Origin of the sequence: Serratia sp. (in: enterobacteria) (assembly GCF_052400455.1) — a bacterium.
Taxonomy (GTDB): domain Bacteria; phylum Pseudomonadota; class Gammaproteobacteria; order Enterobacterales; family Enterobacteriaceae; genus Serratia; species Serratia ureilytica.
Map to the genome: position 1 here is coordinate 2,931,512 of NZ_CP185812.1, position 17,224 is coordinate 2,948,735.

Below are 17,224 nucleotides of genomic sequence, written 5' to 3' on the forward strand. Positions count from 1 at the left end.
GTAACGCCTCGCACAATTCGCATGCAACGCTAGTGCGGCTTGCGGCCCATCGCGCTGAGGAAGCGTTGCTGCAGACGCAACAGCTCCTCCAGCTCCAGCAGGCGGTAGTCGATGCCGAAGCGCGGCGCCACCTCGCCGATGATGCGGCTGAGCGCCGGGTAATGGCGGTGGCTCCAGTGCGGAAACAGATGATGCGTCAAATGCAGGTTCGCCCCGCCCAGCCAATAACCCAGCCAGCGCGGCCGAGTCTGCCAGTCGAACGTGGTGGCGAACACATGGTGATACCAACCGTGCGGCATCGCGCCCTGCGCCGGCGCCTGATAAAAGTTGGCCTTGGCCCAGTGGGTGCCGATGATCAACATCACGAACAGCAATGAAGAAAGCATCTGGCTCAGCAAATAGACCAGCAGAATTTGCCCGATGCCGATAGCCGGCGGCAACAGCCAACATGGGATCGCCAGCGCCAGCAGCAGGTGCGCCGCCTTCCCGGCCAGAAACCCGCTCCAGCCGCGTACGCCCTGCTGCGCCATGCGCGCCGCCACGCGGGTGCGGCCCGCCCTGTCCAACCAATCGAACAGCCAGATGTAGTACGGAAAAGTCAGCGCCGCCACCAACGGCCAATAGTAACGCTGCGCGCGCATAAAGGGTCGCCAGCGCTGGAACGGCGTTTGCCGCAGCACGCCATTGGCGTCGATATCGGGGTCGTAATGTTCGATATTGTTATGGGCATGGTGAAACAGCACGTGGCGCACGCGCCAGCAGTCGGGATCCAGCCCCAGCGGCACGCTCACCAGTGCGTTCAGCCAGCGGTTGGCCCAGGGGTGGCGGAAAAACGCGTTGTGCGAGGCGTCGTGCACCACGTTCACCGTCAGGAACATGCCGATAAAGATAAAGCCGAAATAACAAGCGAAAAACGCCCAACCGTTTTGCTGCTGCAGGCTCAACCCGTAACACAGGCCGCACAGCGCCAGCAGCAGCGCAACCTTCGCCAGCATGCCGCCGTCGGCGAAGCGGTGATCGCCGTTGGCCGCCAGATAATGCTGTGCAGCCTGCATCAGCGCGCGGTGCAACCCATTGTCGTCGCGCCGATAGGCTAACGGACGCAGCGGTTTCATGGCTGTCCCATCCGGCGTAAGAAGCGCTGTTGTTGCGCCAGCAGTTCACGATAGCCAATGCAGCGGTACGCCATGCCGTGCCGCTGCGCGACCTCCGCCACCGCGGCGGCCAGGGCCGGATAGTGGCGATGATTCCAGCCGGGAAACAGGTGATGGGTCAGGTGATAGTTTAGCCCGCCGGTCAGATGCTCCAGCCAGCGCGGTTCGGGCTGCCAGTCGCAGGCGGTGGCGAAATTGTGCCGATACCAGCCTTGCGGCATGCTGTCGCCCGTCGGCGCCGGGTAAAACTCGGCCTGCGCCCAATGGGTGCCCAGCAGCAAGAACACCACCAGCAGCGAGGCGCACATCTGGCTGAGCGCGTAAGCCAGCAACACCCAGCCCCAGCCGATGCCGTGCAAGTGGCCCACGACCAGCGGCGCCACCAGCACCAGCGCCAGATGCGCGAGCTTGCACAGCACGAACAGCGCCCAACCGCCGCGCCCCGCCAGCACGCGTTTTTCCCGCAGCGGCGTTTTATCGAGCCGATCGGACCAATCGAAAATCCAGGCGATATAGGGCAGCGAGAGCGCGGCGATCAGCGGCCAGTACAGATGCTGATAGCGCATATGGGGCCGCCAGCGCTGGAACGGTGTCTGGCGGAAAAAGCCGTTCTCTTCGGTATCCAGATCGTAATGTTCGACGTTGGCGTAAACGTGGTGGTAATCCACATGCCGCGTGCGCCAGTAGTCCGGATCGACGCCCAGCGGCAGCGTCACCAACCGCCCCACCAGCCGATTGGCCCAGGGCGCACGCAGGAAAGCGTTATGCGAAGCATCGTGGTTTACGTTGACATTGAGCAGCATGCCCATGGTCACGAACAGGAAATAGCAGAGGAAAAACGCCCAGGGCTGATGCTGCAGCAGGCTCAGCGCGTAAAACCCGACGCACAACGCCAGCAACAGCGCGGCCTTGGCCAATCGCGCGGCATCGGCATAGCGATGATCGCCCGCCAGACAGGCGTGTGCCGCGCGCTTAAGATCGCGGTGGAAGGCCTGTTCGCCATCGGCGGGAAAACGCAGCGGCGGCAATGATTCAGCCATGCGGTTCCTCCACGGCGGCCGGTGCGGCTACTCTTCCCCAGCCCAACGCGACGCACAGGGCATGCAACGCCACGGCGGCCATGGCGATATGCCAATAGCGCTGCGGCCAACCGAGATAGCCGATAAACAGCAGCGGCATGCCCAGCGCGATCAGCAGCCAGACGGCGCTCGCCCACCGCCGCCCTTCCGTCATGCCGCCCAGCGCCACCGATCCCAACGCCAGCAGCGCCAACAGCGCCATTTGCGGCCAGCTGATGTCGCTATAGCCGTAACCGTATTGGTAGACGTAACCGACCACCAGCGAGAACAACAGCATGGCGCCGCTGAAAACGCTGAGCGCCGAACGGCGGTCGCGTGGCCGGCCCGGCGCCGGGCGCCATGCCAGGCGCAAATAGCGCAGGAACGGCAGATTGCTCGCCCAGAATGGGTTGGCGGACGGCCTGTCGCCGCCGACGCCATAGCTGAACGGCGTGCTCGGCAATGCCGGGCAAAAGGTGCCGAACAGCTTGTCCCAGAAGATAAAGCTGCCGCCGAAGTTCTTATTGGAATACGCCATGTCCTTGACGTGATGCACCCGGTGATGCGCCGGCGTGACCAGGATTTTTTCCAGCACGCCGAGCTTCGGCGTCAGCGCATTGTGGTTAAACAGCTGAATGCTGTAATGAAAAATAGAGACCGCAACGAACACCGACAGCGGCACCCCCGCCAGCGCCAGCAGCAAAAAGAACGGGATCGACGTCAGCGACGAATACCAGGAGTTGCGCACCCCCAGCGACAGATTAAAGTGCTCGCCCTGATGGTGCACCACGTGCACCGCCCACAGCAGGCGGAAACGATGGTGCAGACGGTGCAGCCAGTAGAAACCGAAGTCCCACGCCAGCAGGGCGAACAGCCACATCAGCAGCGGCGGCCAGGCATCCAGCAGCCCCAGGCTGAAATGCGCGGCCACGTAGCCGTAGCAGGTGATCTCCAACCCGCGGAACAGCCACAGCATGATATGGCCGGAATTCAGGTTGAACACCAGATCGTGCCAGTTGACCGGCTCGCGACGCCCCCACTGCAGCGCCACCGCCTCGGCCACCACGATGAACAGCATGAACACTATCGGCAATGCCAGATCGCTCATCCCATTTCTCCTTTAACGACGCGCCTGCGCAGGGTTTTCATGCGCAGGGCCAGCCAGCCGGCGAACAGCGCCAGCAGCGCGCCGCCGGCCAAATCGACAAACAAATGCCGACGCAGTTGCAGAATCGAGAACGCGATCGCCACGCCCCACAGCATCCACAGCGCCGTGCGCACTTTGCGCTCGCCGTCGCTCAGCGCCCACACCGCCAGCACCGTCAGCGCCATATGCAACGAAGGCAGGCAGTTTTGCGGCGAGTCCACCCGGGTTAACGCCGCCAGCAGTTGCGCGCTGATCCCGACGCCATCGTTCTGCGGATAGGCCATGGTGGTCGGCCACAGCAGATAAACCGCCCCGGCGCCCAGCGCGGTCAGCTGCATCGCCAGCGTCAGCCATTTGATCCGCGGCAGCGGCGCCAGCAGATAGCCCGCCGGGACGATGAGGAAGAACGACAGATAGAGCCAGATGGCCGTGGGGCTGAACGGGATCGCCCGATCAAGCGCCGACGGCGGCAACAGGGTTCCCGCACCCTGCAGGCGATCAGTCAGGCTATACACCACGCCGACCGTGCCCCATCCCAGCAGCATGTGCCATAGCCTGAACAGTGCGCTTTTCATGCCTCCTCCGCCCGGCGCACGATGCGCCGCCGCTTGCGATCGAACTGCGGCAGCACCGCTTGCGCCGTCAACCGCCATTCGAGGCGATCGGTGGCGATGCCCTGACGAGCGAACAGCGCCATCAGCTGCGCCTTACAGTGCGCCAACGCCGCCGGGCTACAATCGGCAATCAGCTCCAACCGCCGTTCGCCATGCTGGATCAGGCGGTAATCGCTGGTCAGCGGCAACGCATTGGCGATCGTTCGGCTACAGGCATCGGCGAACACCGCCTGCGGTTGCCGCTGCGCATCGGGCAGCATCAGCTGATCGTCGCGCCGCCCCTCGATACGGGCTATCGCCCGCGTCGGTTGCCCGCATGGGCAGGGTTCCTTGCGCAGCACCAATACATCGTCCAGCCGATAGCGCACGATCGGCTGCGTACTGCGGGTAAAGTCGGTGATCAGCGGCGTGAAGCGCAGTTCGTCGATCCACTGCGGCTCGATATGCAAAAACTCCTCGTTCAGGTGCAAGGTGCCGTGCGCGCAGGTGGCGGCGAGGAACCCCTCGGTAGCCTGATACACTTCGCCGACCGCCGGAAACACCTGCAGCAGCAGGCGGCGATCCTGTTCTTCAAGCACCTCGGCGACCGAGATCACTTTTTTGACCGACAGCGTCACCTGCCCGGCCAGCACCGCCAACGCCAATGCGCGCAGCACCTGCGCCGGGGCCACGATGATGCTGGGCGCCTGCCGTTCCAATGCCGGCAAATGGCCGCTGAACGGCGCGAGCAAATCGTAAAACGCCAGGCTCAGCCAACGGTTGTTCACGCTGTGATAGAGATTATTGTCCGCGCGCAGAAACAGCGCGACGCGCTCGCCCGCCGACAGCCCGTCCGGCAGCATTTTCGCCAACATGCCGCCGGCCCACACCTGCTGTTCCCGCGGGCTGACGACAAACACGCCGCGCTGCCCGGAAGTGCCGGACGACAATCCGACGCTGTAGCGCCCGATCTTCGGCGTGAAATCGCGATCCGCCTCGCTGCGCTGCGCGCAGGCCAGCACCGCATCGCGCCGCAGCCCGGCGGTGTTCATGCGGTCGAACTGCGCCATCATCAGCGCCTTGTCCATCTGCGGCCATTCGGCGAACGGCCGGCGGCTGAAGCCTTGAAAATAGGGACTCTTGCTCAGCACCCGGTGGGCAAACCCCTCAAGCTGTCGGGCCTGATGCGCCTCCAGCGCCGCACGATCGCCAAAGCGCAGGCGCCTGGCGCGGAAATAGTGCCAAAGGGTCATGAAGGGGATCACAGGTCCCCCTCGTGGCACAGCAAAATGTTGACCTGACCGCCCGCCCACAGCTGGTTGAGCCGCTCCAGGGTGCGGGTGTAAGCCGCCGCGTCGTCCATCACCAGATTGGCCAGGCGCGAAGGCCCGCGCAGCGTCTGGTAGCTCTGCGGCGACCAGGCGGCGTCGCTGGCCAGCAGCGTCCAGCCGGCGTCGGTGAGAATAAAGGCGCCGATATGGCCGGCCGCATGCCCCGGCAACGGCACCAGCACGATCTGCCCTTCACTGCCCGGCAGCGCGTAACCGCGATCGAACGGCGCCAACAGCGCGGGCAACGCCACCGCAGGAAAAGACTCCATAAACTGCAGACGGCTCTCGAAATCCGCCGGGATCAGGCCGGGAATAAAGGCGCGCTTCAGCGCCGCGAAACCGCGCAGCCCACGGGTTTGCTGCCAACCCTCGCCGGAGCAAATAAAGTCGAGTTGGCTGAAATCCTGCAGCCCGGCGATGTGATCGGCGTGAAAATGCGAGACGATCAGCGCCTGAATATCCCCCTCGGCGTAACCGGCTTCGCGCAGCTGATGCGCCAACGACTCGGCCGGATCGAAATAGACCGGCGTCATGCGGCGGTAAAGGCTGAACAGCCCCGACTGTGTGTGCTGCTGAAAATAACGCGCGTAGCCGGTATCCCACAGCCAGCGGCGCTCCCCCACCTCCAGCAGATAGGCGCGCGCCGGGAATTTGCACACCCGGAATCCGGCGCCGCGCAGCGCCATGCAGCCGATATGCGTGCAATAGCCCACTTCAAACACGGTGACCTTAGCCATGCTGTCCGCCTCCTTGCCGCCGCAGCCACTCGCCGGTCAGACGAATGCCCTCTTCCATCGAATAACGCGGCCGGTAACCCAGCTCTTCGATCGCACGGGTCTGGCTCAGCGTCATGTCAAAATGCACCGCCGCCACGCTGTAGCGCGTCAACAGCGGTTCCTTGCCGCTCAGCGCCGCCCACAGCTCCATGCCGCCGGCCAGCGTATGCAGCAGCGGATAGGACACAGCCTGCAGCCGGTAACTCAGCCCCAGTTCCTGACACAGCAACGCATCCAGCATCTCCGCCAGCCGCTGCGGTTGGTGGTTGGTGATGTTGTACACGGCGCCGGACGGCAATCCGCGCTGCCGGCTGGCCAGATCCATCGCGTGCACCACGTTGGGGGCGAAGGTCAGATCCAGCAGCGCTTGTCCGCCGCCGGGCAATCGCAATACCCCGCGGTCGCGTTCGAGCTGGTGCAACAGCCGCGGCACGATCACCCGATCGTGCGGGCCAAACAGGCCGCGCGGCCGCAGCATAATGTAGGTGGTTTGCGGATAGATCTTCGCCTGCGCCAACAGGCGCTGCTCGGCCGCATACTTGCTGGCGGCATAGTGATTGGCGAAGCGCCGCGCCCGGTAACCTTCGTCAAGGTCGTAATGCGGCTGAAAATCGAAGTAGATTGCCGGCGTGGAGATATGCACGAAGCGCCGCACGCCGCAGCGCCCGGCCGCCTCCGCCAGCTTCTCCGTCGCCGCGGCGTTGATGCGGTGAAACTCCGCTTTGCCGCCCCAGGGCGAAGACTTGGCCGCGCAGTGCCAGACCCACTCGCAGTCGGTCACCAGCTCCCGACACTGCTGCGGCGTGGCCTGCGCCAGATCGAGCGCGCAAAACTCGGCGCCCAGCTGACGCAGCGTTGCGCCGGCCCGTTCATCGCGGCCGGTGGCGCGCACCTGATGTCCGGCCTCCAGCAACCACTGCGCCGCGTTGCGTCCCAGCCCGCTGGTCGCCCCGGTGACCAGCACCCTCATGGCAGCAACACCATGCCGGCCAGCGCCAGCCCGGCGGCGGTGCCGATCAGCATCACCGGCTGACCGGGATTGAAGCGCCCGGTGGTCACGGCGGCATGCAGCGCCGTCGGGATAGACGCCGCCACCTGATTACCATGATGGCGGTAGATATCGACCAGCGCCTCGCTGGAGACGTGCAGCCGTTTGCGCATATGTTCGAGCGACAGATGGCTGGCCTGATGCGGCACCACGGTGGCGATCTGCGCCAGGGTCAGGCCGCTGGCGCTCAACAGCCGATCGAGATAACCCTCAATCAGCGCCGAGGCCTGGCGGAACAGCGGCTTGCCCTGCATAAGAAACAGGAAGTCTTGCTCACACATGCCGGCGCGCGGGTTGCGACGCGTGCCGCCGGCGCGGATCTCGCACAGTTCGCTGCCGGCGGGGTAGGTTTCCACCAGGCTGGCGAGGATGCCGCTGGCGCCGTCGCCGCGCTCCACAATGGCGCAGGCCGCGCCGTCGCCGAAGATCAGCGACGACTCTTCGTGCTGCCAGTCGATGCCGCGTGAAGCGAGATCCGCCGAGACGATGGCGATGCGTCGATACGTCCCGGCGTTCAGCAGCCCTGCCGCCACCTGCAGCGCAGAGATAAAGCTGACGCAGCTGCTGTTGATGTCGAAGCCCGGCGTGCCCGGCGCCAGCCCCGCCACCTTGAGAATGTGCGCGGCGGTGCACGGCAGCGCCTGCACCGAAATCGCCGAGGCAGAGATCAGCAGATCGATCGAGTCTGCCGGCATGGCGCGGCGAGCCAGCGCATCTTGCAGCGCGGCAGCGGCAAGTTCGGCCTGGCTGGCATCGTCGGCGGCGTGATAGCGGTAAACGATGCCCGAGCGTTTTTCAACGTAGCCGGCCGGTTTCCCCAGCCGAGCGTCGAGCGCAGAGGACGCCACGCGGTTAGGCGGCAACGCGGCCCCGGTGGCGATGATTTTCAGAGGCAGCAGCTCGGGTGAGCGTAATTGTGTGGTCATTATTGTTATTGATTAACCTGACTATCCATAAAGCGATTCTCCCGTACGGCGCGCAGGCCACACGGATCATCCCCGGTTTTTATGTCCCAAAATGCCTTTCATCAAGGCGGTATCTCTTGTTATCGGCTACCACAGGCCGACGTCCGTCGGCGGAAGCATAAACGTAACATAACTGAGATAGTGAGTTTACGACAAGGCGACGAGAATGGGCAGACGGCGGGGGAATTATCGGAATAGCGCCGCCGCTGGCGATCGGCGGCGGCGGGGTCAGGCTCAGCGGCGGTTGCGCACCAGCTGGTAACGGCGGGTCAGGTACTCTACCGGCGCACTCCAGATATGCACCAGGCGGCAGAACGGGAACAGCACGAACAGCGTCATGCCCAGCACCATATGCAGCTTGAAGATCAGCGCCACGCCTTCCAGGTGCGCAGAAGCGCCGGCGTGGAAGGTCACGACCGCCTGCGCCCAGGCCACCAGCTTCATCATTTCGCTGCCGTCCATATGCTGGGCGGAGAACGGAATGGTCAGCAACCCCAGGCACACCTGCACCACCAGCAATGTCAGGATCAGGATGTCGGCGACGCTGCTGGTGGCGCGCACCCGCGGGTTGGTCAACCGGCGCTTCAGCAGCAGCGCGCCGCCGATCAGCGTCATCAGGCCGCAGGCGCCGCCGGCGATCATCGCCAGCTTCTGCTTCACGTCGATCGGCAGGAAGGCCTCATACATCCAGTGCGGCGTCAGCATGCCGAGGAAGTGGCCCGCGAAGATGCCGATAATGCCGATGTGGAACAGGTTGGACGCCAGCCGCATGCCCTTTTTATCCAGCATCTGGCTGGAGCCGGCGCGCCAGCTGTACTGCCCGTAGTCGTAGCGCAGCCAGCTGCCGATCAGGAACACCGCGCCGGCCAGATAAGGGTAGATGTCGAAGAAGAACTGATTCAAAAATTGCATAATTAGCGTCCTTTGGTTCCGGTTAACGCATCCGTCAGGTCCAGATACTGTGGCGCCACCGCGCCGGCGAAGCGCCGCTGGTGCGCCGTCTGCTGGGCGGAGGCGCAGCCCTGCTCGCCGAGAAATTTGACCTGCTCCTCTTCCCATACCGCATCCAGCGCCTGCGGCGTATCGTCGCGCGCCTCTTGCGCCACCTGCGTCTTCAGCGCCTGCGCCTGCGCATCGCTGCCGGACAGCGCCAACAGCAGATCGAACAGCACCGCGTACGGGCTTTCGCGCTGCTGCAAGCGCGCGCCCAGCAGCGCCAGGATCGGCGCAATGTCCTGCAGCCCTTCCCGCGCCTGTGCCGCGCTGCGGCTGGCCAAATACTCCAGGTACAGCGGCAGGAAATCAGGCAGCTCGCGGCTGTCGATCTCCAGCCCGGCGGCGCGGTACTGCGCCATCAGGTCAACCATCGCCTGGCCGCGATCGCGCGACTCGCCGTGCACGTGCTCAAACAGCAGCAGCGAGGTGGCGCGGCCGCGATCGAACAGCTCGCAATAGTCGGCCTGCGCGTCCAGCAACGGGCGCGCGCACAGCCGGCGGATAAACAGAATCAGCAGCGCGCTGTGGTGCAGATCCAGCTCGCTGGCCGGTTCCAGCGCTTCAATCAGCGCCTGCTGATGGTCAAACAGCGCCTGCTCCGGGTAATCCAGCAGGCGGGCGATCACTTTCAGGCTGATCATGAGGCATCCTCCGACCGCGCGGTTTTCGCGGTCACGTCGATGGCGTCGATACGACGGCTGTTGAACAGATTGAACTTGCCGTCGCTGCCGTGGCAGCCGTCGCCGAAGCTGAAACCGCAGCCTTTGCTTTCGGGGAAGGCTTCACGCGCCAGCTCGCGGTGGCTCGACGGCACCACGAAGCGATCTTCATAGTTGGCGATCGCCAGGTAGCGATACATCTCCTGCGCCTGCGCTTCGCTCAGACCGACCTGCTCCAGCGCGCTGATGTCCACCACGCCGTCGACGGTTTCCGCCCGTTTGTAGTGGCGCATCGCCAGCATGCGTTTCAGCGCCAGCAGCACCGGCTCGGTATCGCCGGCGGTCAGCAGGTTCGCCAGATACTGCACCGGAATGCGCAGGCTCTCGACGTCCGGCAATACGCCGCTGTGCGCCAGCTCGCCGGCGTCGGCGGCCGACTGAATCGGCGACAACGGCGGCACGTACCACACCATCGGCAGCGTGCGGTATTCCGGATGCAGCGGCAGCGCCAGTTTCCAGTCCATCGCCATTTTGTACACCGGCGACTGCTGAGCGGCTTCAATGACGCCCTGCGGCACGCCGTCCGCCAGCGCCTGAGCAATCACCTTCGGGTCATGCGGATCGAGGAAGATATCGAGCTGGCTCTGGTACAGATCCTTGTCGTTTTCCACCGCCGCCGCCTGTTCGATGCGATCGGCGTCGTACAGCAGCACGCCGAGGTAGCGGATGCGGCCGACGCAGGTTTCCGAACAGACCGTCGGCTGCCCGGCTTCGATGCGCGGGTAGCAGAAGATGCACTTCTCGGACTTGCCGCTCTTCCAGTTGAAGTAGATTTTCTTGTACGGGCAACCGGTCAGACACATGCGCCAACCGCGACACTTGTCCTGATCGATCAGCACGATGCCGTCTTCGCCGCGCTTGTAGATCGCCCCGCTCGGGCAGGTGGCGACGCAGGCCGGGTTGAGGCAGTGCTCGCACAGGCGCGGCAAATACATCATGAAGGTGTTTTCGAACTGGCCGTACATCGCCTTCTGCAGGTTGTCGAAGTTCTTGTCCTGCGAACGTTTTTCGAACTCTCCGCCGAGGATCTCTTCCCAGTTCGGGCCGTTTTCGATCTTGTTCATGCGCCGGCCGGTGATCACCGAGCGCGGGCGCGCCACCGGCTGGTGTTTGCCCTGTTTGGCGGTGTGCAGGTGCTGGTAGTCGTAATCGAACGGCTCGTAGTAGTCATCCAGCGCCGGCACGTCCGGGTTGGCGAAGATTTTCGCCAGCACGCCGACGCGGTTGCCCATGCGCGGCTCCAGCTTGCCGTTGATTTTACGGATCCAGCCGCCCTTCCACTTCTCCTGATCTTCCCAGGCGTGCGGATACCCGACGCCGGGCTTGCTTTCCACGTTGTTGAACCAGGCGTATTCCATCCCCTCGCGGCTGGTCCAGACGTTCTTGCAGGTGACCGAACAGGTGTGGCAACCGATGCACTTGTCCAGATTCAGCACCATGCCGACTTGCGAACGAATTTTCATTTGTTGTTCTCCTGCTGACTGCCCTGCGCGTAGTCGTTGCCTTCATCGTCCAACCAATCAATACGGTTCATTTTGCGCACCACCACGAACTCGTCGCGGTTGGAGCCGACGGTGCCGTAGTAGTTGAAGCCGTAGGCCAGCTGCGCATAGCCGCCGATCATGTGGGTCGGTTTCGGGCAAGCGCGGGTCACCGAGTTATGGATGCCGCCGCGTTGGCGAGTGATCTCCGAGCCGGGCAGATTCACGATGCGCTCCTGCGCGTGGTACATCATGGTCATCCCCGCCGGGATACGCTGGCTGACCACCGCGCGCGCCGTCAGCGCGCCGTTGGCGTTGAAGGCCTCGATCCAGTCGTTGTCCGCGATGCCCAGATCTTTGGCGTCGTCTTCGCTCAGCCAGACGATCGGGCCGCCGCGCGACAGCGTCAGCATCAGCAGGTTGTCGCTGTAGGTGGAGTGGATGCCCCACTTCTGGTGCGGCGTCAGGAAGTTCAGCGCCTTCTCCTTGTTGCCGTTCGGTTTGCTGTTGAGCAGCGGCTGCGCGGCGCGGGTGTCGATCGGCGGCCTATACGCCAGCAGGCTTTCGCCGAAGGCGCGCATCCACTCGTGATCCTGATACAGCTGCTGACGGCCGCTGAGGGTGCGCCACGGGATCAGCTCATGCACGTTGGTGTAGCAGGCGTTATAGGAGACGTGCTCGTCTTCCAGGCCGGACCAGGTTGGGCTGGAGATGATTTTGCGCGGCTGCGCCTGAATGTCGCGGAAGCGAATTTTCTCGTCTTCCTTGTTCAGCGCCAGATGCCGGTGATCGCGTCCGGTGACGTTGCTCAGCGCTTCCCAGGCTTTCACCGCCACCTGGCCGTTGGTTTCCGGCGCCAGCGACAGGATCACTTCCGCCGCGTCTATCGCGCTCTCGATCTTCGGCCGCCCCGCCGCCGGGCCGTCGGCCTTGACGTAGTTAAGCTGCTTGAGGAAATCGACCTCGGTCTGGGTGTTCCAGTTGATGCCCTTGCCGCCGTTGCCCAGTTTGTCCATCAACGGCCCCAAGGCGGTAAAACGCTCGTAGGTGGCCGGATAATCGCGCTCCACCGCGATGATGTGCGGCGCGGTTTTGCCGGGGATCAGTTCGCACTCGCCTTTCTTCCAGTCCTGCACGCCGTAAGGCTGCGCCAGCTCGGCGGCGGAGTCGTGCTGAATAGGCAAGGTCACCACGTCGGTTTCCTGGCCCAGATGGCCGACGCACACCTCGGAGAAGGCTTTGGCGATGCCCTTGTAGATTTCCCAGTCGCTCTTCGAATCCCAGGCCGGATCGACCGCCGCCGACAGCGGATGAATGAACGGGTGCATGTCGGAGGTGTTCATGTCGTCTTTTTCGTACCAGGTGGCGGTCGGCAGCACCACGTCGGAATACAGGCAGGTGCTCGACATGCGGAAATCGAGCGTCACCACCAGATCCAGTTTGCCTTCGCCGCCCTGCTCGCGCCATTCCACTTCCTGCGGCTTCACGCCGCCCTGCTGGCCGAGATCTTTCCCCTGGATGCCGTTCTCGGTGCCCAACAGGTATTTGAGCATGTATTCATGGCCCTTGCCGGAAGAACCCAGCAGGTTGGAGCGCCAGACGAACAGGTTGCGCGGGAAGTTCTGCGGATTGTCCGGCTGCTCGGCGGCAAAGCCCAGCGCGCCGCTCTTCAGGCTGTCGACGGTGAACTCAACCGGCGACTGGCCGGCGGCACGGGCCTGCTCCGCCAGGCGCAGCGGGTTAGCGCCCAGCTGCGGCGCCGACGGCAGCCAGCCCATGCGCTCCGCGCGCACGTTGAAGTCGATCAGGCTGCCGCCGAAGCGCGATTTGTCCGCCAGCGGCGACAGCAGCTCATCGGCGCCGACGGTTTCATAGCGCCATTGGCTGGAATGGTTGTAGAAGAACGAGGTGCTGTTCATATGGCGCGGCGGGCGCTGCCAGTCAAGGCCGAACGCCAGCGGCAGCCAGCCGGTTTGCGGCCGCAGTTTTTCCTGGCCGACGTAGTGCGCCCAGCCGCCGCCGCTCTGGCCGACGCAACCGCAGAAGATCAGCATATTGATCAGGCCGCGGTAGGTCATGTCCATGTGATACCAGTGGTTGACGCCGGCGCCGACAATGATCATCGAACGGCCGTGGGTCTTCTCGGCGTTTTCCGCGAACTCGCGGGCAATGCGGATGATGTTGTGACGCGACACGCCGGTGATCTGCTCGGCCCAGGCCGGGCTGTAAGCCTTGACCTCGTCATAGTCGGCGGCGCAGTTGGCGTCGCCCAGCCCGCGCTCCAGGCCGTAGTTGGCAAGCAGCAGGTCATACACGCTGGTCACCAGCGCTTCGCTGCCGTCCGCCAGCCGCAGGCGTTTCACCGGCAGCTTGTGCAGCAGGATTTCGTCCAGCGCCACGCTGTTGAAATGCTCGCTGTCGGCGCCGCCGAAGTACGGGAAGCCCACCTCGGCAACGTCGTCATGCATGCCCAGCAGACTGAGCTGCAGCTCGACTTCCTGTTGCGACTTGCCTTCGCGCTGCTCCAGGTTCCACTTGCCCTTCTCGCCCCAGCGGAAACCGATGGAGCCCTGCGGCGCCACCAGCTCGCCGCTGCGGCTGTCGATAGCGACGGTTTTCCACTCGGGATTGTTTTCCTGGCCCAGTCCGTCCACCAGATCGGCGGCGCGCAGCAGGCGGCCGGCGGCGTAGTGGCCGCCTTCACGCGGCTCCAGCAGCACCAGCATCGACATGTCGGTATAGCGGCGCACGTAGTCGCGGAAGTAGCCGACTTCGCGATCGAGATGGAACTCTTTCAGCATCACATGGCCCATCGCCAGCGCCATCGCGCTGTCGGTGCCCTGCTTCGGATTCAGCCAGTGGTCGCACAGCTTGGCGACTTCGGCGTAGTCCGGCGTCACCGCCACGGTTTTGGTACCCTTGTAGCGCACTTCGGTAAAGAAGTGGGCGTCCGGGGTGCGCGTCTGCGGCACGTTGGAGCCCCAGGCGATGATGTAGGAGGAGTTGTACCAGTCGGCGGACTCCGGCACGTCGGTCTGCTCGCCCCAGGTCATCGGCGAAGCCGGCGGCAAATCGCAATACCAGTCGTAGAAGCTCAGGCAGGCGCCGCCGATCAGCGACAGGTAACGGGCGCCGGCGGCGTAGGACACCATCGACATCGCCGGGATCGGCGAGAAGCCGATAATGCGGTCAGGGCCGAAGGTTTTGGCGGTATAGACGTTGGCGGCGGCGATCAGTTCATTGACCTCTTGCCAGCTGGAGCGGACGAAACCGCCGCGGCCGCGCGCCACCTTGTAGCTTTTGGCTTTTTCCGCATCGCCGACGATCGATCCCCAGGCCTCGACCGGATCGCTGTGCTGCGCTTTCGCCTCGCGCCACAGTTTGAGCAGCCGCTTGCGCATCAGCGGGTATTTCAGCCGGTTGGCGCTGTACAGGTACCAGGAGTAGCTGGCGCCGCGCGGGCAGCCGCGCGGTTCATGGTTGGGCAGATCGGGGCGGGTGCGCGGATAGTCGGTTTGCTGGGTTTCCCAGGTCACCAGACCATTCTTCACGTAGATCTTCCAACTGCAGGAACCGGTGCAGTTCACGCCGTGGGTGGAACGCACCACTTTGTCATGCTGCCAACGGCTGCGGTAGCCGTCTTCCCAGTCGCGATTGGTGTTCAAGGTCTGGCCGTGATCGCCAGAAAAAGGCTCCGCCAACTGCTTGAAATAGCGGAAACGGTCTAAAAATTTGCTCATCCGGAATGCTCCTGAAGGCTCTTGTCGTTATAAGAAGACATGCTCAATCTGCCGCCAGCCTACTGACGGCCAACCGGCGGCAAATTGATTGCGATCAAGAGAAAGCGGCGGGCGACGCGTGCGCCGGGCGGGAAATACCACCAAAGTATAGGGGTGAGAAATAGGATTAATTGATTGAATTAAAACGAATAAATCAGAATCTCAAGATGAAGGTGAACGGGCGGGAGGCAAGACGGGGTATTTGGGGGTAGGACGCGGGGGAAAACCCCGCGTCGGGTTTCAAAAAGGGACGCCGCGGAAGAAGACGTTGCGCAGAATGTTCTTCATGTAAACGCCGGCCATCACTCCGCTGTTGACGTAGATGATGCCCTTCATACCGTGCAGCACGCCGCCGAGACGGCTTCGGCTGTCGGTGATGATGCGCGACATGATGCAGGTGTGGCGCAGCCGCATCACCTTGCGCGCCCGCGGCGAAATCTGCGGCATCAACCGGCGCTCGAACTGCATTTTGTTGTGATAGCCGATGATGCCTTTCGGGCTGGAGGTAATACGCTCACCGTCGTGATCGTTATGCACCGCCAGGCGCTCGTGCAACGTGCCGATGCGCATGCCCGCCGCCAGCAGGCGATAAATGAAGATATGATCCTGATAACGCGGGGTATTGAAGAACCCGCGCACCGCGATCGCCGCCTCGCGGCGCAGCATGATCATCGGCGTGTAAGCGACGCCGGCCAGCATGAAGTCCTCCAGGCCGTCGCAGCGGGCGCGGTAATAGCGCTCGGCGCTGATTTGGCCGTCCTGCAGAATATCCATATCGCACAGGCTGACGGGGTAATCGCCGCGCTGCATAAAGGCCAGCTGACGGGCGATCTTCTCCGGATGGTAATAATCGTCGTCGTCCAGAAAAGTGAGGTATTCCCCGGTGGCGCGCAGGATGCCGCTGTTGCGCGCCCGCGCCCCGCCGCCGTTGCGCGCGCGCGGGCAATAGACGACCTGCCCGGCGGCAATATAGCCGGCCAGCCGTTCGCGGGTGGCCTGGCGCTGCGGATGGTCCGGCGGATTATCGTCTACCACCACGATCTCCACCGGCTGATGGGTTTGCGCCAGGACGCTGTCGATGGCGCGCGCCAGCAGTTCGCTGCGGCCATAGGTCGGAATAATGACGCTGACTTTGATACTCATAATGGGCTTCCACACGGGTTTATCGTCGTTCGGGCACGGTCAGATTCACCCGAAACGGTTGTAGAGACTGGCCATCAGGTAGTAGACCAGCGGACTGCGGTAGAACAGGCGGTTCTTGCGGCTCAGCATTTGCCGCTCCTCCGCCCGCAGCCGGGCATAGCGCCGTTTCAGCTCGGCGGTTTCCCGCAGCGCGTCACGCAGGCCGAAGAAGTCCAGCCCGACCAGCAGACGCGCCTTCAGCGTGGTGACGAACAGCACCGAGTGGAATCCCTTCCCCCCTCGCGGCGGCGCCCGCTGTCAGCGCGCTCGATGGCATAATCGAGATCGTCCAAATCCCGCCGCTTCGGCGCGCGCGTGATGCCGTTGGGGTTAGCGCGGTATCCTACCAACGGCGTGTCGCACACCACGATGCGGTTCGCTTTCAGATACAGCTGCGGGATCAGCTGGATATCCTCGAAGTTGCGCCCCGCCGGAAACGCGGCGTCGTTGAACAGCGAACGGTGATAAATCCGCGCCCAGGCGTACCACAGGCTGCGGTTAAAACTGTCCGCCAACAGCGCCATATGCGGCTCGCGCTCCTGTGGCGCGGCGTTGCCGGGCACGATCGCCATCAGGCCATCCGGTTCTATCTGGCCGTTTTTCAGCCGCGAGAAGCGCTGGGCGTTGAACGCCACGATCTCCACCTGCGGGTTATCCGCCAGCAGGCGCCCCAAAATGCTGAAATAGCCCGGCAGCAGCACGTCGTCGGAGTCCAGAAAACCGAGATATTCGCCTTCGGCATGGGCGATCCCGGCGTTGCGCGCGGCGCTCAACCCCTGGTTATCCTGGCGCAGGATGCTGACCTGCGTTTTCAACGCCGGATAACGGCACAGCACCTCTTGCGCGACGGCGATGGAGCCGTCCGGGCTGCCGTCATCGACGAGGATCACTTCCGCCCAGTCGGGCAATTGACTCAGCACCGAGTCTAGGCACGCTTCGATGTAGGCTTCCACCTTATACACCGGGACGATCAGGCTTAGCGTGATAGTCATGAA

Annotated in this window: 15 protein-coding genes; all 15 read right to left on the reverse strand. The window is 63.7% G+C overall.

Annotation, left to right across the window (positions count from 1 at the left end; genetic code table 11):
* Positions 1-29: 29 nt before the first annotated feature.
* Complete coding sequence (locus ACORQT_RS14235; protein WP_147838047.1) at positions 30-1,115, reverse strand: acyl-CoA desaturase; 1,086 nt, start codon at positions 1,113-1,115, stop codon at positions 30-32.
* Complete coding sequence (locus ACORQT_RS14240) at positions 1,112-2,194, reverse strand: fatty acid desaturase family protein (RefSeq protein WP_033650911.1); 1,083 nt, start codon at positions 2,192-2,194, stop codon at positions 1,112-1,114. Before ACORQT_RS14240 ends, ACORQT_RS14235 begins: the two co-directional genes overlap by 4 nt.
* On the reverse strand, positions 2,187-3,320 hold the full coding sequence (locus tag ACORQT_RS14245) for a sterol desaturase family protein (RefSeq protein ID WP_042784774.1): 1,134 nt from the start codon (positions 3,318-3,320) through the stop codon (positions 2,187-2,189). Before ACORQT_RS14245 ends, ACORQT_RS14240 begins: the two co-directional genes overlap by 8 nt.
* Positions 3,317-3,934 carry a phosphatase PAP2 family protein gene (locus ACORQT_RS14250; RefSeq protein WP_033650909.1) on the reverse strand — a complete coding sequence of 206 codons (618 nt, stop codon included), beginning with the start codon at positions 3,932-3,934 and terminating at the stop codon, positions 3,317-3,319. Before ACORQT_RS14250 ends, ACORQT_RS14245 begins: the two co-directional genes overlap by 4 nt.
* Positions 3,931-5,217: a F390 synthetase-related protein gene (locus ACORQT_RS14255; protein WP_042784776.1), complete on the reverse strand. Its 1,287-nt coding sequence runs from the start codon at positions 5,215-5,217 to the stop codon at positions 3,931-3,933. Before ACORQT_RS14255 ends, ACORQT_RS14250 begins: the two co-directional genes overlap by 4 nt.
* Positions 5,214-6,020 carry an MBL fold metallo-hydrolase gene (locus tag ACORQT_RS14260; RefSeq protein WP_033643422.1) on the reverse strand — a complete coding sequence of 269 codons (807 nt, stop codon included), beginning with the start codon at positions 6,018-6,020 and terminating at the stop codon, positions 5,214-5,216. Before ACORQT_RS14260 ends, ACORQT_RS14255 begins: the two co-directional genes overlap by 4 nt.
* A complete protein-coding gene (locus tag ACORQT_RS14265; RefSeq protein WP_164057344.1) occupies positions 6,013-7,029 on the reverse strand; it encodes an NAD-dependent epimerase/dehydratase family protein in 1,017 nt (338 codons plus the stop codon). The genes ACORQT_RS14260 and ACORQT_RS14265 overlap by 8 nt, the downstream gene beginning before the upstream one ends.
* Positions 7,026-8,033 (reverse strand): 3-oxoacyl-[acyl-carrier-protein] synthase III C-terminal domain-containing protein, encoded by a 1,008-nt coding sequence (locus tag ACORQT_RS14270; protein WP_444859185.1) that lies wholly within the window; start codon positions 8,031-8,033, stop codon positions 7,026-7,028. The genes ACORQT_RS14265 and ACORQT_RS14270 overlap by 4 nt, the downstream gene beginning before the upstream one ends.
* A 273-nt stretch (positions 8,034-8,306) precedes the next feature.
* On the reverse strand, positions 8,307-8,984 hold the full coding sequence (gene narI / locus ACORQT_RS14275) for a respiratory nitrate reductase subunit gamma (RefSeq protein ID WP_033643426.1): 678 nt from the start codon (positions 8,982-8,984) through the stop codon (positions 8,307-8,309).
* 2 nt (positions 8,985-8,986) lie between these two features.
* Positions 8,987-9,709 carry a nitrate reductase molybdenum cofactor assembly chaperone gene (gene narJ, locus ACORQT_RS14280; RefSeq protein WP_033650904.1) on the reverse strand — a complete coding sequence of 241 codons (723 nt, stop codon included), beginning with the start codon at positions 9,707-9,709 and terminating at the stop codon, positions 8,987-8,989.
* Positions 9,706-11,250, reverse strand: coding sequence for a nitrate reductase subunit beta (gene narH, locus ACORQT_RS14285; protein ID WP_164057345.1), 1,545 nt, complete (start codon positions 11,248-11,250; stop codon positions 9,706-9,708). Before narH ends, narJ begins: the two co-directional genes overlap by 4 nt.
* Positions 11,247-15,008 (reverse strand): nitrate reductase subunit alpha, encoded by a 3,762-nt coding sequence (locus ACORQT_RS14290; protein WP_164057346.1) that lies wholly within the window; start codon positions 15,006-15,008, stop codon positions 11,247-11,249. The genes narH and ACORQT_RS14290 overlap by 4 nt, the downstream gene beginning before the upstream one ends.
* A 279-nt stretch (positions 15,009-15,287) precedes the next feature.
* On the reverse strand, positions 15,288-16,190 hold the full coding sequence (locus ACORQT_RS14295) for a glycosyltransferase family 2 protein (RefSeq protein ID WP_108680953.1): 903 nt from the start codon (positions 16,188-16,190) through the stop codon (positions 15,288-15,290).
* Positions 16,191-16,235: 45 nt separating this feature from the next.
* Positions 16,236-16,448: a hypothetical protein gene (locus ACORQT_RS14300; protein ID WP_228287360.1), complete on the reverse strand. Its 213-nt coding sequence runs from the start codon at positions 16,446-16,448 to the stop codon at positions 16,236-16,238.
* A complete protein-coding gene (locus tag ACORQT_RS14305) occupies positions 16,427-17,221 on the reverse strand; it encodes a glycosyltransferase family 2 protein (protein WP_444859186.1) in 795 nt (264 codons plus the stop codon). Before ACORQT_RS14305 ends, ACORQT_RS14300 begins: the two co-directional genes overlap by 22 nt.
* Positions 17,222-17,224 lie beyond the last annotated feature (3 nt).